Below are 21,409 nucleotides of genomic sequence, written 5' to 3'. Positions count from 1 at the left end.
TGGTCAGCGCAGACGATCGTCTGGCGAACCGGTAGCGTGTGTGGTGGCGGCGCCCGCCGCACACCGTCCACGAGAGGGCCGACCATGCCACGGAGCACCGATCGGGTCCGGGCATCTCCGATCGTCCTCGCCGTGGGGATCGCTGCGCTCGCCGTCGCCATCGCCCTGCCCGCGCCGTCACCGACCACGCCGGGACCCGAGACGATCGGCCTCGGCGCATCCGGCGCACTCGGCGCCGCACTCGGGGCACCGCCGGTGACGAGCGGCGCGCACCGGTTCGCGATCCGCCCACCACGGACGGTCGGCACCAGCGGAGTGGTCAGGGTGCGGTTCGCCGGACTGGGCACCCCCGGTGCCGTCGTCGTCGTCCACTACGGCAGCCCCGGGGACGACTCCGGGAACGAGCGCGTCGCGGAGGTCGAGCCGGGCAGCAGCGCCGTCGGCTCGACCGGCCGGTTCGCCTTCACGGCGGCGCTGCCCGAGCTGCCCCGTGGAGCCGACCGGGCGTCGTGGAGCGCCCGGCTGATCGACCCCGCGTCGCTGGCCGTCCTCGGCCGCGTCGAGGGCGTCCACCTCGTCGAGCACACCGAGCGCTGACCACCGATCCACGGCCGGCACGATGAGAGGGCGCGCAGGGTGCTGGCTCCCGTCCCGTCCTGCGGTTACGTTCGCTAGACGAACGTCTGGCCAGCAGTCAGCGGCGAGACCTGACCTCGAGGAGCCCCCGTGTCGACACCCCACCGCACCCCGTCATCCCGACCCGCGTCCATCGCACTCGGGGCCGCGCTGCTCCTGACCCTCGGCCTCGCCGGCTGCTCCACCGCCGGATCCGCAGCACCCTCGCCATCACCGTCCCCCGCTGCGCAGGGCGACGCGCCCGCGACGACCGACTCGTCACCGTCGGTCGACGTGACCGTCGCCGCGACGACACTCGGCAAGGTCGTCGTCGACGGCAAGGGCATGACCGCGTACTACTTCGACGCCGACGTCAAGGACTCCGGCAAGAGCACCTGCACCGGTGGCTGCGCGACCGCGTGGCCCGCGATCGAGGCGACGACGGCGACACCGAAGGTGTCCGGCATCACCGGCAAGGTCGGCACCATCACGGGCGTGGACGGCGGACGGCAGATCACGATCGACGGCCGACCGATCTACACCTTCATCGGGGACAAGAAGGCCGGTGACGTGACGGGTCAGGGCGACAAGGGCGTCTGGTACGTCGTGAACCCGGACGGCTCCGAGCAGAAGAAGTAGGGCAGGCACCCCGGCGGGAGGGCAGGGATGCCACGCCCGCCGGGGTCAGCCCTCGGCCTCTGCCGGGTGCCCGCCCACGCGCACGGGCTCCACCTGCTCGAGCAGCGCGTGCACACCCGGCAGACCGAGCCCGGTGAACAGCGCCGCCCACAGATCCCGGAGCTGCCCCTCGGTGTCCCGCGTCAGCCGGGCGCTCGTGCGGGCCCACATCACCCCGAAGGTCGACGTCAGCACGAGGTCCGCCGCACGTGCCCACTCGGGGTCGGTGGCCGGTCCGGTGCCACCGCTCGAAGCCGACAGGTGCCGACGGACGTAGTCGTCCCACGTGAAGACCCGTGGAATCACTTCCCCCGCACCGCGGAGTTCGTGACTCAGGCGGATCGCCCCGGCAGCCACCGGGCACCGTATGGCGTCGGAACAGGCGGACGTCAGCATGACGAGTAGGTGCTCGAGCCCCTCGGGCTGCCGGATCAGTGAGTCGATCGCCGCCCAGCGCGCCTGCTGCCGCTCGATGACCGCGAAGGCGAGCTCGTGTTTGGACGAGAACACGTGGTAGCCGATCGCCGACTTCGGGCGGTCCATCGCGGCGGCGACCCGCGCGAACGAGGTCCCCGCGTAGCCGTGGCTCGCGAACTCCGCCGCCGCAGCCTCGATGATCTGCTCGCGGGTCCGGGTCTTCGCCTGCTGCCGCTGGTTCATCGCACTCCTCGGTCGGGTCTTTGTTCATCATACGAACGTCTGGCCAGGAGACGGCAGCGGTCACGCCGGGCGCAATGCCTCTGATCCCCTCAGCTTCAGGATTTCGATAGACGATCGTCTGGCGCGTTGTTAGCGTTCACGCACACCGGGCCACCCCGGCCCGCACCCACGAACCGAGGAGTCCCCATGCGTTCGACCCCGTCCACCCACCGCTCCCCATCGGTCCGCCGACTGACCGTGCTCGCGACCTGCGTCACACTCGGCGGCGCGCTCGCCGCCGGCGTCCTGGTCCCCGCGCAGGCCGGAGCCGCCACGATCTCCCACACGGCGCACGCCACACACGCCTCGACCCGGGCTGCGTCCGTGGCGTTCACCGCGAAGACCCACGGCGGGCCCGACCGGAAGAGCTTCACCGGCATCACCTTCGCCGGGACCGGGAAGCCCGGCACCCTGGTCATCGTCTACTACGACGCACCGGGCAAGCCGCGGGGCCTGTTCAACAAGCACATCGCCGAGGTCACCTCGGGCGACGACGTCGTCAGCGCCAGCGGCCACTACCGCTTCACCGCGGCGTTCCCGGACCTGCCGCGCGGCACCAGGACGCTGCACTGGCACGCCCGTCTCAGCGACCCGGACACCCTGTCGGTGATCGGACGCGTCAACGGCACCCGCACGCTCGGCTGACCCGTGACCCGCCACGTGCAACCGGCGCTCGTCCGCACCCTGGCCGTCGCCGTGTCCCTGGCGGCCGTCGCCGGGGCCACCCTCACCTGGGCTCCGTCGGCCTCGGCCACCACGAGCGACCCCGACCGGGTCGCAGCGCCGATCATCGCCGGCACCGAGGTCGGTGTCCCCGGCGGCACCTGCACGGTCGGTGCCGTGCTGGCCGCCAAGGGGTTCCGGAGCCAGCTCAAGCAATACCAACGGGCGACCCGGTGGGTCGTGCTCGCGAAGCACTGCGCGCCACTGCAGGCACCCGTGCAGCTCGACGGCGCGACCGTCGGCAACGTGGTCTGGCAGTCCGCGGAGTCGGACCTCGAACTCGCCGTCATCCCGCCCCTGGCGTGCACCCGGGCCCGGGCGGCGACCGGCTCGTGCGACCAGTCCGTCGCAACGTGGACGCCCCGGGCATCGGGCCGTGTGTTCAACCGGGTGGACGGGGGCCTGGCACGCGCCGCCGTCACCGGCATCGGCAAGCCAGATGCCGATCCCTTCTGCACCAGCGGTGCGGCGAGCGGGCTGCTCTGCTCATGGACAGCCACACGCGTGCCGGCAGGGAGCCATCCCGGCGTGCAGCACCTCGCCGCCGCGCGCGCCGGCGCCGGCATCGAGCCGGGCGACGCCGGCGGACCGGTGATCAGCGCCACGAACCGGTTGTACGGGATCGTCTCGGGCAGATCGACGACGAGCACGACGGGGTCGACGGTGCTGCTCTACACACCTGTCCAGCAGGTCCTCACCGAGCTGTTCCGGTACCGGCTGGCCCCGGCGTCCTGAGGCGCTGGCCGCCGGGTGGGCGACTGAGCGCTGCCTCATGACCCGGACACGCCCCGGCCACCTCGGCGCCACACCGCCGACGACCCGCGCCGCGATCCTGCGGGGAGCCGGACGCCACCACGTCCGGCTCCCCACGACCCCCGGGTCCTGATCAGATCGAGGTTGCCCCGTGTCCCCGCTCCGCCACTCCCCACTCACCCGCTCCCCGCGCACCCACTCTCCGCGCACCCACTCTCCGCGCACCACCCGCGTCGCCGCGGCCGCCCTCGCCGGCCTGGCCGTCGTCGCCTCCGCAGCGTTCTCCGTCACGGCCGCCCACGCCGACACCACCCTGCAGCCGGCCTCCACCGCCGCCGACCACCCGATCACCGACGTCCCCGGGCTGGTCAACGGCCGCGAACTCGCCGCGGTCCACGGACGGTCCGGGCAGACCGTGAACGCCCCGCGCCTCATCCGCTCCGAGTCACTCGACAAGGTCACCGCCGCCGGAGCCACCACCCTGGCCGACGAGTACCACGTCGACCTCGTCGTCGACCTGCGCACGCCGTCCCAGATCGCCGCGAAGCCGGACGTCGCGATCCCCGGTGCGCGCCACGTCGACATCTCGATGTTCGGCGCCGACGGCGACTACAGCGACGACACCGCGATGTACCACGACCTGGTCGACAAGGGCCGGGTCGACCAGGCGACCCCCGGGTCGATGATCACCGCGTACCGCCGGGTGCTCCGCATCCTCGCCACGCACACCAGCGGCACGGTCCTGATCCACTGCTCCCACGGCATGGACCGCACCGGCACCGTGGTGGACCTGCTCGACCGGGTGCTCGGCGTCGACAGCGCGGACATCCTGCACGACTACCTGCTCTCGAACACGCAGCTCGGGGTGACCTGGGCGACACCGCAGCTGCTGCAGGGCACCTTCGAGCAGGACATCGCGACCGAGTACGGCGGCATGGGCTCGTACCTGACCGACACGATCGGCGTGACCAAGCACGAGGCCGCCGCCCTGCGCGAGCGTTTCCTCGTGTCGGACGACCCCACCGTGTCCTCGATCGCGGTCGCGGGCGTGCGTGTCCACCTGCCCGCCGCTGCCTCGTCGCACGGTGCGACCGTGACCGCCCCGGTCCGGACGCTGCGCGTCGCCGACGTCCACGTGCACACGACGAACCCGAACGCGGCCGCCGCTGTGCACGTGTCCGGCCGGACGGCACGCATCACGGTCACCGCCCAGGACGGCACCACGACGAAGGAGTACCGCCTGACGGTCCGCCGCCCGGCCACGAAGCGCTAGCCCGGCACCCACGCCGACCGCCCGCGGCCCGCGCCGGGCGGTCGGCGTGACCAACTGTTCACCACCACCGTCGCCCGGTCCGGGCGTCCCTCCGGCTACCGTGACACTCGTGCAGTCCTCCAGACAACGGCGCCCGCGGTGACCGGACACCCCGCCGTCCCGACCATCCACGACGTCGCCGCCCTGGCCGGTGTGTCGAAGTCGGTCGTCTCCCGCGCCCTCGCCGGCGCGTACGGCGTGGCTCCATCGACGACCGAGCGGGTCAAGCGCGCCGCGCTCGACCTGGGCTACGTCGCGAACGCGAACGCCCGTGGCATGTCGGCACACCGCACGCACACGCTCGGGGTGTTCGTCCGCGATGCCTCCACCCCGTTCTACGGGCACCTGCTGACCGCGTTCCAGCTGCAGGCGGCGGCGCGCGGGTACCGCGTCGTCACCGCCACCGGTGCGGGGTCGTTCCCGGTCAGCGAGGAACGCCGGGCGCTCGAGACCTTGGTCTCCCTGCGCGTCGAGGGGCTCATCGTCTGCAGCGGGGCCCTGCCGATCGCCGACGTGCTGCCGTTCGCCCGACGCATCCCGACCGTGGTCTCCGGGCGCCCCGAGACGAACGATGCGGTGAGCAGCGCGTACTGCGACGAGCGCGGTGGCGGACGCGGCCTCGCCGACCACGTCGCCGACCTCGGACACCGTCGCGTCGCGGTGCTGACGGTCACACCGTCCGGGTCGCTGACACAGTCGGCACGCACCGACGCGATGGTGCGTCGACTCCGTGCGCGCGGCGCCGAGGTGCTCCGGATCCGCTCCGAGGACCACGGCGCAGACCCCGAGGACCTCGACTCGTTCGTCGAGCAGGTGCTCCGGGCCGGCGGTGTGACGGCGATCATGGCACCGAGCGACCGCTGGGCCGTCGGAGTGCTCGAGTCGATGCGCCGCCGCGGCCTCCGTGCACCGGACGACCTGTCGGTCACGGGCTACGACGGGGTCGCCCCACTCGCCACGGAGCTGCTCGGAATCACCTCGTGGCGACAGCCGCTCGGCCTGATCGGCCGCCTGTCCGTGGACGACGTGGTCGACCAGATCGACGGTCGCTCGACGGGCGTCACCCACAACGCGGTCGACGGCGCCCTGGTACCGGGTCGGACCGCCGCTCGGGTCTGACCGTCGGGCGGAGCGACGAGAACGGCCGGCCCCGCGTCGCCGACACCCATCGTTCACCGTTCCGTCACGGACCGACGGGTGAGATCCGGGCCCGTCCAGTCGATCATGGGGAACGTTCCCGACCATCGGGAACGTTCCCCATCCCCGATCCCGGACGGACCCATGCCCCAGAACGTCACCGCCAAGCTGCCGCGCGACCCGAGCGACCCGTACCGCCACGGCATCTACCTGCGCCCGGACGCCCGCACCTGCCGAGCCGTCACGGTCGTCACCGACCAGCTCCGCGCGCAGTACGGCCTGCTGTCGGCCGGTGCCTTCCCGCCGCACGCCACACTCGTCGGCAGCCAGCCGTTCGGCAGCCACGAGGACCAGGTCGTCGCGGCCGTCACGGCACTGCTCGACGGCCGACCGGCGTTCGACGTCCACAACGCCGGCGTCCGTGAACAGGGCATCGGGTTCGTCTACGACGTCGCGACCCGACCGGACGGCTCGCACAACGACGACTTCGTCCGGCTCGCAGCCGACATCGAGGCCGTGGTCGCACCGTTCCGGCAGCCGATGCAGGTCCCGCTGGCGAACGACTACGACCCGGAGCAGTACCGCGCGCACCTCTCGCTCGCCTCGCACGACCTGTACGGCCGACCGGACCTGCACGACGAGGTCGGCGCGTACATCCGCGAGCTCGACGTCGACGTGCCGACCGGGTTCCGCGGCGACACCGTCGTGCTCTACCGCACCGCGAGCCCGGACTGGTCCGGTCGCTGGTGGCAGACGATGACGTGGGAACACGTCCACACCTGGAAGCTCGCCTGACCGTGGCCGCGACCCTCCGCGACGTCGCCGAGCGGTGCGCCGTCTCGCGATCGCTCGTGTCACTCGCCCTGCGGGGCGACGACGGTGTGTCCCGGCCACGTCGGGAACTCGCGGTGCGGACGGCAGACGAGCTGGGCCTCCCGGTCGGGACGCTCGCAAGGCGACGCGCGCAGGGCGCGCCGCTCGTGCTCGGGGTGGTCGTCACCGAAGCCGCGAACCCGTTCCACGACGAAGCGCTCCGGAGCGCTCGCGCGACCGCGCAGACGCTCGGGTTCGCGCTCCGCGTCGTGGACGGGTTCCGTGACCCTGCCCGACTGGCCGACGGCCTGGAGGCCCTGCACGCCTCCCGCGGGTCGGCCGACGGTGTCCTCGGGGTCGCGGTCCTGAGCAGTCGGCTCGCCCCGGCACGGCTGGCTGCGGTCGCATGCGACCTGCCGGTCGCGGTCCTCGGGTCGAGCGGGTCGGCGCTCGCGGGTCTCGGACTCGACACCGTGCGCGCCGACGAGGAGTCGGGCATGCGCGAACTGGTGCTCCACCTCGCCGCACTCGGGCACCGACGCACGTGCTTCGTGGCGGAGTCGGACCACCCGTCGACGACCCGTCGTGCCGTCGCGCACGCCGCGGTCACCGCACAGCTCGGCGCACCGGGCGACCACCGCGTCGACGACGTCGAGGCCCTGGCGGAGGACCCGGCGCGGATCGCGCGGCACCTCGGTGACGGAGTGACGGCCTTCGTCGCGACGAACGACGCGACCGCGGCGCGGCTCGTGGCGATCGCCGACGTCGCGGGACTCGCGCTCCCCCGGATGGCGGCGGTGACCGGGTTCGACGGCACCGGTCTCGGCGAACGCCTCGACCTGACGAGTGTCGACCAGCCGCGCGTCCGGATGGGCGCGCGGGCGGTCGAGCTCGTGGTCGAGCGGCTCCGGGGTCGTCGCGGCGACCGGCACGAGGTGCTCCCGACGCACCTGCTGCCGCGTGGGTCCACCGCGAGGGCGGTCGCCGGGCACCCGCTCGACTGACCGCTCGCGACGCCCACGTCGAATCGGTCGGCGGCCCGGTCTGCGGCTCAGTCGGCGGGCCGGCCGGCGGCCCGGGCGGCGGCTCAGACGGTGGCGGTCGTGGCCGACAGCTCCTGCACCCGGCGCACCAGCTCGGCGTGCGAGCCCCCGGCGCCGGCGGCGACGTAGTCGTCCGCCAGCTGGGCGCGGCCGACGGCTTCGCCCCGACGGAAGCCCCGGAACCACCCGCCGGCGCGCTCGAGCACCAGTGCCCCGGCGGCGACGTCCCACGGGTGCGTGGCGAAGCCCATCGTGACGTCCGACCATCCGGCGGCGACGTGCACCAGGTTGAGGGCACCGCTGCCGAGGCTGTGGTGGTGGCGGTACCGGAGCGTCAGGTCCCGCAGGAGGTCGAACGCGGCTGCTTCACCGAGCAGATCGAGGTCCTGCTGCACCGGGAAGCTCGTCAGGACCGTCGCGGCGTCGTCCGGCCCCGACGACGAGTGCATCGGGGCGCCGTCGAGCCAGGCGCCGTCGTCGTCCGCCGCGAACACGTGGTCGGCGACCGGGTCGAACACCACACCGGCGACGACCTCGCCGTCGACCTCGGCCGCGATCGAGATGCACCAGTACGCGAGTCCGCGGGCGAAGTTCGCGGTGCCGTCGATCGGGTCCACGATCCACCGCACCACGGGATCCGCGGCGCTGCCGGTGTCGCCGTTGTCGCCTGCGGTGTCGATGCCCCCGGCGGCGCCGGTACTGCCGGTACCGCCGGTGGTGCCGCCTTCTTCGCCCAGCACGACCGAGCCCGGCACGGCCGCGGTGAGCACCGCCGTGATCGCCTCTTCCGCCGCGCGGTCGTGCAGGGTCACCACGTCGTGCGCATCGCGCTTCGTGCTGATCGTCATCGGGGCGCGGAACACGGCGAGCAGGTCGGGTGCAACGGTGCGCGCGGCCTCCTCGGCGATCGCCCGGAGTGTCTGGGGAGCAGGAACGGTTCGCATGGTCCCCGGTTCTACGACGTCGAGGCCCCTGGACGGCGAACCACGCCGGTCGACGGGCCGAACCCGAGGTGAACGCGCGGCGTGCGGCGGTGAACGTCGGCACCCGATCGGCGGAGGGGTTGAACGCGGCGTGAACGGGTGACGGCGGGTGGTCGACGTGCCTTGACCGGTCTCCGACCCCCGCCGCACAGTGGAGTCGTTCCCGGTTAGGGAACGTTCCCTACTCGGAGGAGTCCGCCCCATGACGGTCCCCGTCAGGTCCGGCCTGGTCGCCGGTCCCCCGCGTACCGCAGGGTCGCCGCGGTCGCCGCAGTCGCCGCGTCCACCCCGGGCGACCCGGACGACTCGGTCCTCGTTGCGCTCGGACCGCCGGCTCGGTCTGGTGCTCCTCGCACCGGCGCTGCTCGCGTTCGCGGTCTTCGTCTTCTACCCGCTCGGCCGCGTCCTGGTGCTCAGCACCCAGGGCACCGACATCTTCGGTCAGCCGGCGGGCTCGGTGGGGCTGCAGAACTACGTCCGCACGTTCACCGACCCCGCGTTCGGACAGACGATGCTGACCACCGCGGTCTTCTGCGTCGGCGTGGTCGTCGGCCGCATCGTGTTCGGTCTGCTCGTCGTGATCCCCCTGACCGTGAAGCTCCGCGGCCTGCCGGTCTTCCGCGCACTCCTGACGGCACCCATGGTCGTGTCCGTGTCAGCGGGGTCCGTCGCGTTCGCGGCGATGCTCGCACCCGGCAACGGGCTGCTGAACACGGTGATCACCCAGTTCGGCGGCGCGCCCGTGCCGTTCCTGACGAGCACCCAGTGGGCCCTGGCGAGCGTCATCGTCGTGACGATCTGGGGGTCGCTCGGGTTCACCGTGCTGCTCCTGCTCGGAGCGTTCGGCGCCATCGACCAGGACGTCATCGAGGCGGCGCACCTGGACGGTGCCGGGCCCGTGCGGACACTCTGGTCGATCTCCCTGCCGCTCGTCACGCCGACGCTCTTCTTCGTCGTCGTGACCGGAACCGTCGAGGCACTCACGACCTTCGGGCAGATCCAGATCCTCACGGGCGGCGGTCCGGCCGACTCCTCGAAGACCCTCGTCTACGCGATCTACCAGCAGGCCTTCGGGTCCGGCAGCGCGAACTTCGGCCTCGCCGCCGCGCTCGGGGTCGTGCTGTTCCTGCTGGTCCTCGGGCTGTCGCTCGTGCAGTTCGGCGTGCTCGAGAAGCGGGTGAACTACTGATGCGCCCCGTCACCGCACGCCGGCTCCGGAGCGTCTTCGTCTACGCCTGGCTCGTCATCGCGGTCGTCGTCGTCTGCTTCCCGCTCTACTACGTCTTCGAGGGCGCGCTCACCCCGACCCGGTACCTGGACCAGGGCCTCGCCGGTCTCGTGCCGATCCACCTGACGCTCGACAACATCGTCCGCGCCACGCAGGTCGTCCCGCTCGGGCAGCAGTTCCTGAACAGCGTCGTCGTCACCCTCGCCCAGACGGTGCTGCAGGTCGTCATCGGCATCATCACCGCCTACGCCCTGGTGTTCTGTCGGCTCCGGGGCGCCCGTGCCCTGTTCCTCGTCCTGCTCGCCAGCATGATGATCCCCGGCGAGACGACCCTGATCGCGAACTACCTGACCGTCTCGTCGTGGCACCTCATCGACACGCTCCTGGTCGTCTTCCTGCCGTTCGTGGCCTCGGCGCTGACGATCTTCCTGTTCCGCCAGGCGTTCCTGAGCTTCCCGGACGAGCTGCGCGAAGCCGCGGTGCTCGACGGCGCCGGACACTTCCGGTTCATCCGGTCCATGCTCCTGCCGCTCACCCGCCCGACGCTCGTCTCGGTCACCCTGGTGAGCGCGACGGCCGCCTGGAACGGGTTCTTCTGGCCGCTCCTCGTCACCAACTCGCCGGAGCACCGCACCGTGCAGGTCGGCATCGCCCAGCTGTCGGACGCCGAGGCCGCCGACATCGGCGTGGTCCTCGCCGGCGCCGCCATGGTGACCCTCCCCGTCCTGGTCCTCGTCCTCGTCGCCCAGCGGTTCCTCGCCGGCGGCCTCACCGCCGGGGCGCTCAAGTGACGACACGCTCGATCCCCTCCCCGACCCCCGCCCGCCCCACACCCGAAGGACGCACCATGCCCGCACGTCGTTCCACCGCCCTCACCGCACTCGCCACCGGGGCCGTCGCGGTCCTCGCCCTGACCGGGTGCTCCACGTCGAGCTCCGCGTCGGACAGCTCCGGCCCCGTCACCGTCGACTTCTGGCACGCCATGTCCGGGCCGCCCGCGACCGAGCTCGACGCGCTCGTCGCCCGCTTCAACAAGGAGAACGACCAGCACATCACCGTGAAGTCGTCGTTCCAGGGCGACTACGCGGCCGTCCAGACGAAGTACACGGCGGCGGTGCAGTCCGGCTCGACACCGGACCTGCTCATGATGAACGACGTGTCGACCGGCTTCATGATCGACTCCGGCCAGACGGTGTCCCCCGCGAAGATCAGCGGATCGACGTCGGGCACCGACACGATCGCCCCGGCCGCCGCGACCTACTACAGCGACGGCAAGTCACTCGCGGCGATGCCGTTCTCCGTTTCGATGCCCGTGCTCTACCTGAACAAGGCACTCGTCGCGAAGGCCGGCCTCGACGCCACGAAGCCGCCGAAGACGCTGGCGCAGGTCGCGACCTGGGCCGAGAAGATACACGCCGCGACCGGTGGCTACGGCATGAGCATGAACATGGGCGACTCGTGGATGCTCGAAGAGCTCAGCGCGTCGGGCGGCCAGCCCTTCTGCACGCCGGACAACGGCCGGAAGGGCAAGCCGGTCACCGGCGTCTCGCTCACCTCGGACACCCAGGTGCAGTTCATGACCACACTGCAGAAGCTCTACCAGGACGGCGCCGCCCTGAACCCCGGCACCGACTCGACCGTGCAGAACTCGGCGTTCTCGAGCAACAAGGTCGGGATGCTGCTCACCTCGTCCGGCGCCTACACGACGGTCGACCCGGACGGCTCGAAGTCCGTCGTCGCCCGGTTCCCCACGACGTCGGCCTCCGACGACGCCGGCCAGGTCATCGGCGGCAACGCGCTGTGGATCTCCGGCAAGGGCCACTCGTCCGCCGAGCAGCAGGCGTCGTACACGTTCGCCAAGTGGCTCCAGACACCGGACGTGCAGGCCGAGTGGGCGAAGGCGACCGGCTACGTCGCGATGAACACCGACGCCCAGGACACCACCGTGGGCAAGCGCTCCCTGTCCGACCCGAACATCGCCACGATGTACCAGCAGCTCGCCGACGACCCCACGAGCGTCGCCGCGGCCGGCTGCATCACCGGAGCGTTCCCGACGGTGCGCGCCACCGTCATCGGCGCTTTCAACCGGATCGTCGAGGGCGCCGACGTCGAGTCGACCATGACCGATGCGGAGCAGCAGGCCGGCAAGCAGATCGAGTCGTACAACGAGGCCGCCGGCAAGTGAGCACGGTCGGCGCGTGAGCGCCCCGCGAGGCTGACCAAGGGTTCATGGAGCACGACCGTTGTTCGCCATACGGTTGTCTGACGAAGCGGGCTGGCGGCCCGCGCGACGATCGGAGCCCTGTGGTGTCTGCTGCGAACGGCCGGCCCGGCTACGGGGCCCCGGAACCCCTGCGCATCGTGTTCTCGTTCCCACGCGGGCGGGGACACCTCGCGCCGATGCTGCCGCTCGCCCGCGCGGCCAGCGCTGCCGGACACCGAACCGCGCTGAGCGGTGCACGCGAGGCGGTCCTCGAACAGACCGGGTTCTCGCACCGGCAGCCGCGGGACGTGGAGCTGCCGGCGAGCAGGCCGGGCACCGGAACCCTGACCCCGATCGACCCGAGCACGGTGCTCACCCGCGTCCCCCAGGTCTTCCTGGGGGACGCGGCGGCCGGGGCCGTCGTCGACGTCGGACGGCTGGTCACACGGTGGACGGCTGACCTCGTGGTCTGCGGAGAGTTCGACTTCGGCGCGATGACCGCCGCCGAACGAGCCGGGGTGCCGTGCGTGGTGGTCCTGGCCTTCGCCTCGGCCGGCGGGACCTGGCGCGACGCGGTGCGAGAGCCGCTCGAGGCGCTCCGCCGACGCGCAGGACTCGAGCCCGACCCGCAGCAACACATGCTCGGCGGCGCGCTCACCGTCATCCCGTTCCCGGCGTCGATGCGATCCGGGCACGAGCTGCATGGCCCGGTCATCCGGATGCGACCGGACGCCTGGTCACCACCACCGTCGGACGCCGCGGCGTGGTTGGCCGCCGGCGACGGACCCCGCGTCTACGTCACGCTCGGCACCGAGTTCAACACGAAGTCCGGCGACCTCTTCGCCCGGCTCATCGACGCGCTCGCGGCCCTGCCGGCGCGGATCCTCGTGACGACCGGACCCTGGGTCGACCCGACGACCTTCCCGGTGCCGGCGGGCCCGGGAGCGATCCGGATCGAGCAGTACGTCCCGCAGGACTCGGTGCTCGGGCTCGTGGACCTCGTGGTGAACCACGGCGGATCCGGATCGGTGACCGGAGCGCTCGCGCACGGGGTGCCCCTGCTGGTCCTGCCGCTCGGTGCGGACCAGTTGCCGAACGGCGGCTGCGTCGACGCCCTGGGCGCCGGACTCGTCCTCGATGCCGCGACAGCGACCGCGGAGGACATCCGCACCACCGCGTCGCGACTCCTGACCGAGCCGGCGTTCCGCGTCGCCGCCGGACGGATCCGGACCGAGATCGCCGCCGGCGATCCGCCAGCCGTCGTCCTCGCCGCCGTCGAGCGCCTGGTCGGCCTGCCCACGAACCGTGCTGACCATCGCTGAGCGGCGACCAGGTGACCCGAAGTCACTCCGGTCAGCGCACCAGGCAGATCGTGCTCAGGTCGACGTCCGGACCGGGCCGCGTGTACGACGAGGTGCTCTCGAGCCAGTCTGCGGTCGGCGAGATCTGGTCGGGGACCATGTCCGCCTCGGACCGTGCGTCGATGCCCTCGGACTCCCAGTACGCGCGGACGCGGTCCACGTCGCGGTTGGCGCCCTCGATCAGCGTGTGGTCCTCGGGCAGGAGTTCCTTGCCGTGCTCGTCGGTGTACTCCCCCGGGTGGTACCAGTACCGCCACCGGACCCCCTGGTGCGCGTTCGACAGCTGGCACTCCTCGCTGTACGCGCCGCCGGCGGGTCGGCCGTCCCGGAAGGCGGACTTCCGGTCGCCGCCGAGGATCCGCACCGTGCGGTCCCCGATCCGCTCGAGCGTGGCCCGGGCGTCACCGTCGGCGAAGTGCCGCTCGGCGGCGGTCGCCGGCTGCGCCCACCGCCGAGCGTCGGCGGCCACGCTCCGCACCTGCGACGTCAGGACCAGGCCGTTCCACGGCACGGCGATGACCAGCACGACGATCGCCGCAACGACGGCGACCAGTGAGTGGCGCGGTTCGCGCCGGCGAGCCCGGACCTGCACGACGAGCACGACCACTGGGATCCCCACGGCGAGCACGGCGCCGATCACCAGCCGTGCCAACACGCCCCCGGCACCGAGCCGGTCGTCCATCGACCCGAAGTCGCGCGCCAGGTACGCCCCGATCTGGACCGCCCAGCTCACGACGAGCAGCACCGGCAGCACGAGCGCGATGGCGATCGCGTTGCCCCGCCCCGTCGTCGGGCCCGTCCCCTGGTCTCGCCAGTCCTGCTGTTCCGTGCCCATACCGGCCCCCGCCCCCGTGGTGTCGTGACCATCCTGTCAGCAGAACGCGCCCCGGGCCCGAGCGACGCCTCCGCCCACCCCCGAAGCGGTGGTGCCCCAGCGGCGCCTGTTGCTGCCAAGATGACCGACGTGACCACGACCACGCCTCGAGCCGATCTCGACGCCGCTGCCGACGGCTTCGAAGGCGGCTGGTTCCGCATCGACGACGACGTGGAGCACCTGGACGACGTGGTGTGGCGACCCGCCACGGATGCGGACGACACAGCGACCATCCCCGGCCCTGCCGCCGTCATCGTCGGTGGCGAGCCGCGCGAGCACGTCGGTTCGACGCTGCCGTTGGCGCAGCTGGCGGAGATCGACGTGGCACGTCAACGCACCGTGCGGAAGCTCTGGCTCAGCCCGATCACCATCGTGGTTTGTCTGCTCGTCGTGACCGCGCTCGAGGCCTCGGGTCTGCCGTGGCGGACGGACCTCGGCAGGCAGCTCCTGGTCGGACTCGGCACGGCCCTGCCGGTCGACGCGCTCTGCACCGCGATCTGGTGGCGGATCACGCGTGACCCCTCGGGCGCCGTCGTCCGCAAGATGGGCGGACACCGGACCCGCCAGCAGTACGACCAGCAGCGCGCCGTCCTCGAACGCTGACCGCGCCGCGAGCGCGCCCCGACCCCTCAGCGAACCGGCGCCGACACCGCCGCTGCGGGCGATGGCTCCGACGACGGCCGCACCCCTCGACCAGGCCGGAGCACCGCCTCCACCCGCTCACGGTCGAGCTCGCCCTGCCACCGCGCCACCACGAGCGTCGCGACGCAGTTGCCGAGCAGGTTGACGCTCACCCGCATCGCATCCATGATCCGGTCGGCACCGAGCAGCAGCGCGACGCCAGCGACCGGGAACAGCCCGAGGCTCGTCGCCGTCGCGGACAGCGCCAGGAACGACGAGCCCGGCACCCCGGCCATGCCCTTCGACGTCAGCAGCAGCACCCCGAGTGCCGCGACCTGCTGCTCGAGCGTGAGCGGCACCCCGAACGCCTGGGTCAGGAACAGCAGCGAGATCGACAGGTAGATCGCCGCCCCGTCGAGGTTGAACGAGTACCCCGTCGGCACGACGAGCCCGGCGACGCTCCGTGAGACGCCGACCTCGGTGAGCCGCGTGATCATCCGCGGCAGCACGGCCTCGGTCGACGCGGTGCCCAGGGCCAGACCGAACTCCGCGCGGGTGTGCCAGACGAACCGCCAGATCGGCACCCCGGACAGCAGCCGCCCACCGACGAGCAGCGCCACGATGAACACCGCCGCCGCGCCGTAGCAGGCCGCGATCAGCAGCCCGTACGACCCCAGGGTGTCGATGCCGTACTGCCCGACCACGTACGCCATCGCCCCGAACGCACCGAGCGGCGACAGACGCATCACCCAGCCCAGGATCCGGTAGACGACCTCGAGGCACAGGTCGAGGCCCCGCACGAGCGGCCGCGCACGGTCACTGCCGATGGCGGCGATCGCCGCGCCGACGAACACCGCGAAGACGAGCACCTGCAGGATGTCGTTGGTCGCGAACGCGTTCACGACGCTCGACGGGATGAGGTCGAGGATGAAGGTCCCCGCGTCCGGCGCCGTGCCGCCCGCGGTCTTCGCCGCCACGGCCGAAGCGTCGAGCGACGACGGGTCGATCCGCAGGCCAGCCCCGGGGCGCACGAGGTTGCCGACCAGCAGGCCGAACACGAGCGCGCACGACGACGCGAGCAGGAAGTAGATCATCGCCTTGCCGGCGATCCGTCCCACGGACCGCAGGTCGCCGACGTGCACGATGCCCGTCACCACGACGATGAACACGAGCGGCGCGATCACCATCTCGATCAGCCGGATGAACCCCTGCCCGACCACGTTGAGCACCGGCGCGGCCGCAGGGAAGCAGACTCCGACGGCGATGCCGAGGGCCACCCCGATCGCGATCTGCACGAACAGCGAGTGGTACCAGCGAGCGGGAGCACGATCCGTGGTGGTGACGTCCATGCATCCACCCCACAGGGCGCGTGTTTCGTCGACGTTGCGAGTCTGTTCCCACCTCCCGCACCGCGCGCCCACCGAAACAGCGCCGCACGCCCACCGAAACAGAGCCGCGCGCCGACCGAAACTGGGCCTCGCCCACCGAAACAGGGGCCGCCGTCCGGGTCAGCTACCGCCGACGACCGTCAGGGTCGGCCGGTGCCGAGCGCCGGAGTCGTCCTGGCTGGTCAGCACACTCCACGACCGGACGACACCGGCCGACGGATCGACCAGGGTGTGGTCGATCGGCATCGCGAGCCGCGGATCGAGCCACGTCGGCCACGTGCCCAGACCCGCGGCATGCACGGTCGACGCGGCGTCCCGGCACGAGCCGGGACCCCCGCCGTCGAAGCTGTCGACCGATCCGTTGAAGTCCCCCGAGACGACCACGTCAGCGTCGCGGCCGCACTGTTCGCCGACCCACCGCAGGTCGGTCCGCCAGCCCGCCAGGCCACGCACGAACGGTTGCGGCGCGTGCACGGCGACGATCGTCGGGATCGACGGCCCGGACACCGTCATCGTATTCACCGGATCGACGCCGGGCGACATCGACGCGCCGGACGCGCGGTCGGCCCCGACGAGCACCGCCACCTGCGCGCCGGCACCACCCATGAACACCCGCACCGGCCGACCGTACTGCCCCATCGCCCGCGCCACCGCGGTGGCGGCCCGTCGGTCCCCCGCGTCGGGGAGCACGACGACGTCTGCCCGTGCGGTCAGTGCCGCGCGGGCGATGCCCTGCGCACCGACGAGTCCTCCGTTGGTGTTCCACTCGAACACCCGGAGTGCACCCCGGGCACCGTCGACCGGCCGCACGTCCCATCCCCGCACGCCGAGCACCGCCGTGTTCGCCACTGCGACGACGAGCAGGACCGCCCCGAGCGACGCAGCGACCAGCCGCACGGCTCGCGTGCGTCGCAGGACGACGGCGACGAGCACCAGGGCGACACCGGCAGCGACCAGTCCCGCGCTCACGAGGGACCGGGCCGGCAGCACGGCGGCGAGCACCGGAGCCCGCCCGACAGCGAGCCACGGCGCGGCGACGAAGACGGCACCGAGGACGGCACCGACCAGCAGCACGATCACGACCACCACGGGGGTCCGGACGGCAGCGCGACGACGAGGCACCCTCGGATCATCGTGGACGGCAGCCTACGGCCGCCGGTGAACGGCGACCTCGCGCTGAGGATCCTGCTGGATGCCAGCACCCGCCGCACCCGCAGCGGCGCCGGGGACCAGCCCACGCCGTGGGGCGTCACGACATCGGACTGGAGGCTCGGTGCCAGCTGGCACCGGGCCTCCAGTCCGTCACCCGCGCACGTCGCGAGCCGCACGCGCGACCGCGGGCAGCTAGCTGCCGTTCGCCGCGACCACTCGCCACACGAGCATGCCGACCGTCACGAGGGTGCCGAGCACCGAGACGATCGCCGCGACGACGCCGAGCCGGCGTCCGCGACCCGGCCGCACGATCGCGACCACCGCGAGGATCGACGCGACGAACTGGAACGGCCACCCGAGCACGAACACCGACGGCCAGCAGCTGCTGTACAACCCGGTCAGCGCGAGGAACAGCGCGAGCAGGGCGATCCCGAGCCGGTTCGCTCCCGTCTCGCGAGTTCCGGCGGTCCCGCCGTCCGAGTCGTCGTCGAGCGGGCCGCCCGAGTACGGGTTGTCGGGGCGGAGCGCCTGCAGCGCCCGGATCCGTTCGGCGTCGAGCCCACCGTCGCGGGCACGGGCGGCATCGGCCAGCGCGAGGGCGTCGTTGCCGTGCCCCGCGACCTCGTGCTGGGCGATGGCCCACGCGAAGAGCGCGCGCTGTCGGGGGTCCGAGCGGGTCGCGGCGTCGACCGCCCAACCGAGCGTGGTGAGGAAGAGCAGGCCCCCGAACGCGAGCAGGACCGCCCGCCCCGGCTCGTCGGGGTCCACCCGGAAGAGCACCACGCTGCACGCCACCATGCCGACGCCGAACAGAGCCGTCGCCCCGATCTGGCCGCGCCAGTAGCCGTTGCCCGAACTCGCCCCCGCGGGTGTGGTCATGCAGCGACCCTAGCCCCCGGGCTCCGCGACGCCGACACGGCTCCGGTCAGGCGGCGGGAAGGACTCCGTCGAAGGTGACACGGAGCTCACTCGGACCCCGGAGGAGCGCGTTGCGGCGGTACGGCGGCGGGTCGAGCACCAGTTTCGGGTTGACGAGCCGCCGGAACAGGGTGGCGAGGGCGATCTGGGTTTCCAACCGCGCCAGTGGGGCGCCGAAGCACGCGTGGATCCCGGCGCCGAAGCTCAGGTGGTCGTTGCCCGCGCGGTGCGGGTCGAACCGGTCCGGCTCGGGGAAGTGCCGGGGGTCGCGGTTCGCTGCAGCCCAGGCGATCCACACGGGTGCGCCCTCGGGGATGGTGACGCCTGCGACGGTGACGTCGGCGAGGGCGATGTACTTCGGGGTCACCTGCGCCGGCGGTTCGACTCGGATGAGCTCCTCGAACACCTGCGCGATGGTGTGCGGGTTGTCGCGGATCAGCTCGATGGTGTCGGGGTGGCGCAGCATGGTCAGGGTGCCGTTGGCGATCATGTTGACGGTGGTCTCGTGCCCGCCGACGAGCAGCATGATCGACGTGTTGAGCACTTCGGTCTGCGACATCGGCCCGTCGGGGCCGTGGTCGTTGACGAGTCCGGAGAGCAGATCGCCCTGCGGTGTGCCGCGCCGCGACTCGGCGAGTGCGCCGAGGTACGCAGCCAGCTCGCGGCTGGCCTCGTCTGCTTCGCGCCGCTTGACGGCGGCGTCGGCGTCGTCCGTGGCCTCCGGCGGCGCGATGATGGCTGAACTCCAGGCGTGGAAGCGGGGCTCGTCCTCCGGGGGGACGCCGAGCACGTCGCAGATCATCGCGACCGGGAGCGGGTACGCGAACGACTCCACGACGTCGATCTCGGTGCGTCCGGCGAACCCGTCGATGAGGTCGTTCGTGATGGCATCGATGTCCTGTCGGAGCCCGTCGATGTAGTCGGCGGCGTGCGGCGGTCCGAAGTGGCGCATCGTCTGCCGGCGCAGGCGATCGTGCACGGGCGGGTCCGTCATGACGAACGCCGACGTCAGCGCGGGTTCGCCCGGATCGGCACCCTCGGCGCGGTGCTTCGCCATGGGGTCGGAGCTGATCCGCGGGTCGTGCATGAGCTGCACGACCTCGTCGTACCCGGTGACGAGGAACGCGCCGTTGTCCAGCTGCTGCACCGGGTGGGTGCGCAGCTGCGCGTAGAGGGGGTTGGGGTCGTGCCGGTTGTCCTGCTCGAGCAACGTGTCCCACGTCGTCGACGCGGTGTGCGGGTTGTTCGTCATCGTGTTGTGCTCCTGTCGTCTGGCTCTGATCGGTGGTGGTGGGAGCGGTCCGCTAGCGTGCTGCGGCCACTCCGGGGTTCCGTGACGGGTCGACGGTCGGGTCCTGGAGCGGGAAGGACGCACCAGCGGCGATCTGCGCGCGGTAGTACGGCAGCCACTTCGCCTGGTTGACGGCGACGGCGGCCACCAGGCGTGCGTCCCGGCCGAACGTGACGACGCCGGATCGCTCGTCGAGGGAACCCTGCGCGACCTGCGCGGAGTCCGCGACGGACGGCTCTCCGACGGCCTTGAGGACGTTGCCGAACTGCATCGTCCAGAAGACCGCGGTGCTCTCGTGCGGCACGTTGCTGTCGTGCACGAGGTTCCGCGCTGCGACGTCGGCCTGGCTGACCGCGGCGCCCCAGTGCTCGCTCGTCCAGGGGCCGGGGCCCGCCGACGGGTTCGGGTGCCGCGCGATGTCACCGGCGACGAAGACGTCGTCCATCGGTTGCCCGTCGGTGTCGAGCGCACGCTGCGCGACGTCGCAGAGCACTCCACCGGCGTCCTGTGCGACCCCGGACCCGGTGAGCCACTCGCTGTTGGGAACGGCCCCGACCGCGACGACCGCCAGGTCGACGTCGACGGTGGAACCGTCGGTGAGTCGAGCACCGCAGAGCCGTCCGCTGTCGTCGTCGAGCAACGACACCACGCCGGTGCCGGTCCGGAGGTCCACACCGTGTTCGCGCTGGACATCCGCCATCATCCGTCCGATCGCGGTCCCGAAGACCTTCGCCATCGGAGCCGGCCCGCGATCGACGACGGTGACGGGGATGCCGAGGGTGCTGCACGACGACGCGATCTCGCCGCCGGTGAACCCACCGCCGATCACCAGCACTCGACGAGGCCGGTCCTCCAACCGGGCGCGGATCTGTGAGGCGTCGTCTGCTGTCCGCAGCACGAAGACGCCGTCCAGGGCGGCCTCGGACTCGACCGGCCACGGCCGGGAGCGACGTCCGGTGGCGATCAGCAACCGGGTGTACCGGATGCGTTCCCCACCGTCGAGGACGACCTCCCGGCCGGACGTGTCCAGCGAGACCGCTGCGTGGCCCAGGCGCCAGTCGGCGTCCAGGTCGGCCGCGTGCGGGAGGGTCGTCGTGGTGGTGCCGACGACGCCGGTGAGCACCTGTTTCGACAGCGGCGGGCGGTCGTAGGGCCGGTGCGGCTCGTCCCCGACGATCGTGAGCTCGCCGGTGAACCCCGCTGCGCGCACCGTCTCTGCGGCACGGAGGCCGGCGAGCGATGCACCGACGATGACGACCGCGTCGCTGGACGTCAACGGCGCGGCACCGCGCACGGCGGGGTCGGCATGCCGGACCGGGAGGCGCGTTCCCCCGACCCGGATAGCCTGCACCGGACACGCGGCCGCGGACTCCAGGACGCGAGAACGTTCCTCGTCGCTCGGGTTCGGGTTGTAGACCAACGCTTCCTCCCCCTCGAACCGGAACACGCCGGGTGCGAGGAAGCAGCACTGGGCGTAGCTCTGGCACTTCGTCATGTCGACTGCGATGTCCATGGAGTCCTCTCGTCGGGGTGTGGTGGTCCTCAGCGTGCGCCGATCCGGAGCGCGAGCGGTACTGCAGCGGGAGCGCCCCGGCTACTGCGGACGCAGTACGTCAG

21 protein-coding genes are annotated in these 21,409 nt (G+C 72.2%); 13 read left to right on the top strand and 8 right to left on the bottom strand.

Features of this window, described 5'->3' with window-relative positions:
- Positions 1-84: 84 nt before the first annotated feature.
- Both DEJ02_RS14560 and DEJ02_RS14555 read left to right on the top strand, forming a co-directional pair.
- On the top strand, positions 85-597 hold the full coding sequence (locus DEJ02_RS14560; protein ID WP_111033553.1) for a hypothetical protein: 513 nt from the start codon (positions 85-87) through the stop codon (positions 595-597).
- A gap of 129 nt (positions 598-726) precedes the next feature.
- Entirely contained in the window at positions 727-1,254 is a 528-nt protein-coding gene (locus tag DEJ02_RS14555) for a hypothetical protein (protein WP_111033552.1), read from the top strand.
- 45 nt (positions 1,255-1,299) lie between these two features.
- Here the strand turns inward: DEJ02_RS14555 and DEJ02_RS14550 are convergent, their stop codons facing one another.
- Positions 1,300-1,953, bottom strand: a complete 654-nt coding sequence (locus DEJ02_RS14550) for a TetR family transcriptional regulator (protein ID WP_111033551.1) — start codon at positions 1,951-1,953, stop codon at positions 1,300-1,302.
- Between the two features lie 186 nt (positions 1,954-2,139).
- On the opposite strand from DEJ02_RS14550, the gene DEJ02_RS14545 reads away from it, so the two are divergent.
- From DEJ02_RS14545 to DEJ02_RS14520, 6 genes are all read left to right on the top strand, one after another.
- Positions 2,140-2,637 (top strand): hypothetical protein, encoded by a 498-nt coding sequence (locus DEJ02_RS14545; protein WP_111033550.1) that lies wholly within the window; start codon positions 2,140-2,142, stop codon positions 2,635-2,637.
- 3 nt (positions 2,638-2,640) lie between these two features.
- Positions 2,641-3,450 carry a trypsin-like serine protease gene (locus DEJ02_RS14540; RefSeq protein WP_111033549.1) on the top strand — a complete coding sequence of 270 codons (810 nt, stop codon included), beginning with the start codon at positions 2,641-2,643 and terminating at the stop codon, positions 3,448-3,450.
- Between the two features lie 169 nt (positions 3,451-3,619).
- Positions 3,620-4,741, top strand: a complete 1,122-nt coding sequence (locus tag DEJ02_RS14535; RefSeq protein WP_111033548.1) for a tyrosine-protein phosphatase — start codon at positions 3,620-3,622, stop codon at positions 4,739-4,741.
- A 138-nt stretch (positions 4,742-4,879) separates the two neighbouring features.
- Positions 4,880-5,899 (top strand): LacI family DNA-binding transcriptional regulator, encoded by a 1,020-nt coding sequence (locus DEJ02_RS14530; RefSeq protein ID WP_111033547.1) that lies wholly within the window; start codon positions 4,880-4,882, stop codon positions 5,897-5,899.
- A gap of 162 nt (positions 5,900-6,061) precedes the next feature.
- A complete protein-coding gene (locus DEJ02_RS14525) occupies positions 6,062-6,712 on the top strand; it encodes a 2'-5' RNA ligase family protein (protein WP_111033546.1) in 651 nt (216 codons plus the stop codon).
- A 2-nt stretch (positions 6,713-6,714) separates the two neighbouring features.
- Positions 6,715-7,734: a LacI family DNA-binding transcriptional regulator gene (locus DEJ02_RS14520; protein WP_181440373.1), complete on the top strand. Its 1,020-nt coding sequence runs from the start codon at positions 6,715-6,717 to the stop codon at positions 7,732-7,734.
- A gap of 83 nt (positions 7,735-7,817) precedes the next feature.
- Here DEJ02_RS14520 and DEJ02_RS14515 read toward each other — a convergent pair whose 3' ends face one another.
- Positions 7,818-8,717 (bottom strand): inositol monophosphatase, encoded by a 900-nt coding sequence (locus tag DEJ02_RS14515; RefSeq protein WP_111033544.1) that lies wholly within the window; start codon positions 8,715-8,717, stop codon positions 7,818-7,820.
- A gap of 382 nt (positions 8,718-9,099) precedes the next feature.
- On the opposite strand from DEJ02_RS14515, the gene DEJ02_RS14510 reads away from it, so the two are divergent.
- The 4 genes from DEJ02_RS14510 to DEJ02_RS14495 all read left to right on the top strand — a co-directional run bounded on the left by DEJ02_RS14510 (position 9,100) and on the right by DEJ02_RS14495 (position 13,509).
- Positions 9,100-9,945: a carbohydrate ABC transporter permease gene (locus tag DEJ02_RS14510; RefSeq protein ID WP_258378748.1), complete on the top strand. Its 846-nt coding sequence runs from the start codon at positions 9,100-9,102 to the stop codon at positions 9,943-9,945.
- Positions 9,945-10,775: a carbohydrate ABC transporter permease gene (locus tag DEJ02_RS14505; RefSeq protein ID WP_111033542.1), complete on the top strand. Its 831-nt coding sequence runs from the start codon at positions 9,945-9,947 to the stop codon at positions 10,773-10,775. The genes DEJ02_RS14510 and DEJ02_RS14505 overlap by 1 nt, the downstream gene beginning before the upstream one ends.
- 56 nt (positions 10,776-10,831) lie before the next feature.
- Positions 10,832-12,169: an ABC transporter substrate-binding protein gene (locus tag DEJ02_RS14500; RefSeq protein WP_111033541.1), complete on the top strand. Its 1,338-nt coding sequence runs from the start codon at positions 10,832-10,834 to the stop codon at positions 12,167-12,169.
- A gap of 122 nt (positions 12,170-12,291) precedes the next feature.
- Positions 12,292-13,509: a glycosyltransferase gene (locus tag DEJ02_RS14495; protein ID WP_258378747.1), complete on the top strand. Its 1,218-nt coding sequence runs from the start codon at positions 12,292-12,294 to the stop codon at positions 13,507-13,509.
- 31 nt (positions 13,510-13,540) lie between these two features.
- On the opposite strand, the gene DEJ02_RS14490 is transcribed toward DEJ02_RS14495, so the two are convergent.
- The gene (locus DEJ02_RS14490) at positions 13,541-14,383 is read right to left on the bottom strand and encodes a hypothetical protein (RefSeq protein WP_111033539.1); all 843 of its coding nucleotides are present in this window, start codon (positions 14,381-14,383) and stop codon (positions 13,541-13,543) included.
- Between the two features lie 129 nt (positions 14,384-14,512).
- Here DEJ02_RS14490 and DEJ02_RS14485 point away from each other — a divergent pair, with 129 nt between their 5' ends.
- Complete coding sequence (locus DEJ02_RS14485; RefSeq protein ID WP_146249297.1) at positions 14,513-15,025, top strand: hypothetical protein; 513 nt, start codon at positions 14,513-14,515, stop codon at positions 15,023-15,025.
- Between the two features lie 26 nt (positions 15,026-15,051).
- Here the strand turns inward: DEJ02_RS14485 and DEJ02_RS14480 are convergent, their stop codons facing one another.
- The 5 genes from DEJ02_RS14480 to DEJ02_RS14460 all read right to left on the bottom strand — a co-directional run bounded on the left by DEJ02_RS14480 (position 15,052) and on the right by DEJ02_RS14460 (position 21,305).
- On the bottom strand, positions 15,052-16,392 hold the full coding sequence (locus DEJ02_RS14480) for a cation:dicarboxylate symporter family transporter (RefSeq protein WP_111033537.1): 1,341 nt from the start codon (positions 16,390-16,392) through the stop codon (positions 15,052-15,054).
- A 159-nt stretch (positions 16,393-16,551) separates the two neighbouring features.
- Positions 16,552-17,553: an endonuclease/exonuclease/phosphatase family protein gene (locus DEJ02_RS14475; RefSeq protein ID WP_146249296.1), complete on the bottom strand. Its 1,002-nt coding sequence runs from the start codon at positions 17,551-17,553 to the stop codon at positions 16,552-16,554.
- A 222-nt stretch (positions 17,554-17,775) separates the two neighbouring features.
- A complete protein-coding gene (locus DEJ02_RS14470; protein WP_111033535.1) occupies positions 17,776-18,462 on the bottom strand; it encodes a hypothetical protein in 687 nt (228 codons plus the stop codon).
- 46 nt (positions 18,463-18,508) lie between these two features.
- On the bottom strand, positions 18,509-19,753 hold the full coding sequence (locus DEJ02_RS14465) for a cytochrome P450 (protein ID WP_111033534.1): 1,245 nt from the start codon (positions 19,751-19,753) through the stop codon (positions 18,509-18,511).
- Positions 19,754-19,805: 52 nt separating this feature from the next.
- Positions 19,806-21,305: an FAD-dependent oxidoreductase gene (locus DEJ02_RS14460; protein WP_111033533.1), complete on the bottom strand. Its 1,500-nt coding sequence runs from the start codon at positions 21,303-21,305 to the stop codon at positions 19,806-19,808.
- Between the last annotated feature and the right edge of the window lie 104 nt (positions 21,306-21,409).

Origin of the sequence: Curtobacterium sp. MCLR17_042 (assembly GCF_003234695.1) — a bacterium.
Taxonomy (GTDB): domain Bacteria; phylum Actinomycetota; class Actinomycetes; order Actinomycetales; family Microbacteriaceae; genus Curtobacterium; species Curtobacterium flaccumfaciens.
The sequence above is the reverse complement of the archived record's forward strand: the minus strand, read 5'-3'. Positions and strand labels throughout refer to the sequence as shown.

Bases quoted from the DNA above. Each gene is read 5' to 3' on its own strand.
- DEJ02_RS14560 (WP_111033553.1), top strand. From the start codon at position 85: ATGCCACGGAGCACCGATCGGGTCCGGGCATCTCCGATCGTCCTCGCC.
- DEJ02_RS14550 (WP_111033551.1), bottom strand. From the start codon at position 1,953: ATGAACCAGCGGCAGCAGGCGAAGACCCGGACCCGCGAGCAGATCATC.
- DEJ02_RS14545 (WP_111033550.1), top strand. From the start codon at position 2,140: ATGCGTTCGACCCCGTCCACCCACCGCTCCCCATCGGTCCGCCGACTG.
- DEJ02_RS14525 (WP_111033546.1), top strand. From the start codon at position 6,062: ATGCCCCAGAACGTCACCGCCAAGCTGCCGCGCGACCCGAGCGACCCG.
- DEJ02_RS14515 (WP_111033544.1), bottom strand. From the start codon at position 8,717: ATGCGAACCGTTCCTGCTCCCCAGACACTCCGGGCGATCGCCGAGGAG.
- DEJ02_RS14505 (WP_111033542.1), top strand. From the start codon at position 9,945: ATGCGCCCCGTCACCGCACGCCGGCTCCGGAGCGTCTTCGTCTACGCC.
- DEJ02_RS14500 (WP_111033541.1), top strand. From the start codon at position 10,832: ATGCCCGCACGTCGTTCCACCGCCCTCACCGCACTCGCCACCGGGGCC.
- DEJ02_RS14490 (WP_111033539.1), bottom strand. From the start codon at position 14,383: ATGGGCACGGAACAGCAGGACTGGCGAGACCAGGGGACGGGCCCGACG.
- DEJ02_RS14480 (WP_111033537.1), bottom strand. From the start codon at position 16,392: ATGGACGTCACCACCACGGATCGTGCTCCCGCTCGCTGGTACCACTCG.
- DEJ02_RS14470 (WP_111033535.1), bottom strand. From the start codon at position 18,462: ATGACCACACCCGCGGGGGCGAGTTCGGGCAACGGCTACTGGCGCGGC.
- DEJ02_RS14465 (WP_111033534.1), bottom strand. From the start codon at position 19,753: ATGACGAACAACCCGCACACCGCGTCGACGACGTGGGACACGTTGCTC.
- DEJ02_RS14460 (WP_111033533.1), bottom strand. From the start codon at position 21,305: ATGGACATCGCAGTCGACATGACGAAGTGCCAGAGCTACGCCCAGTGC.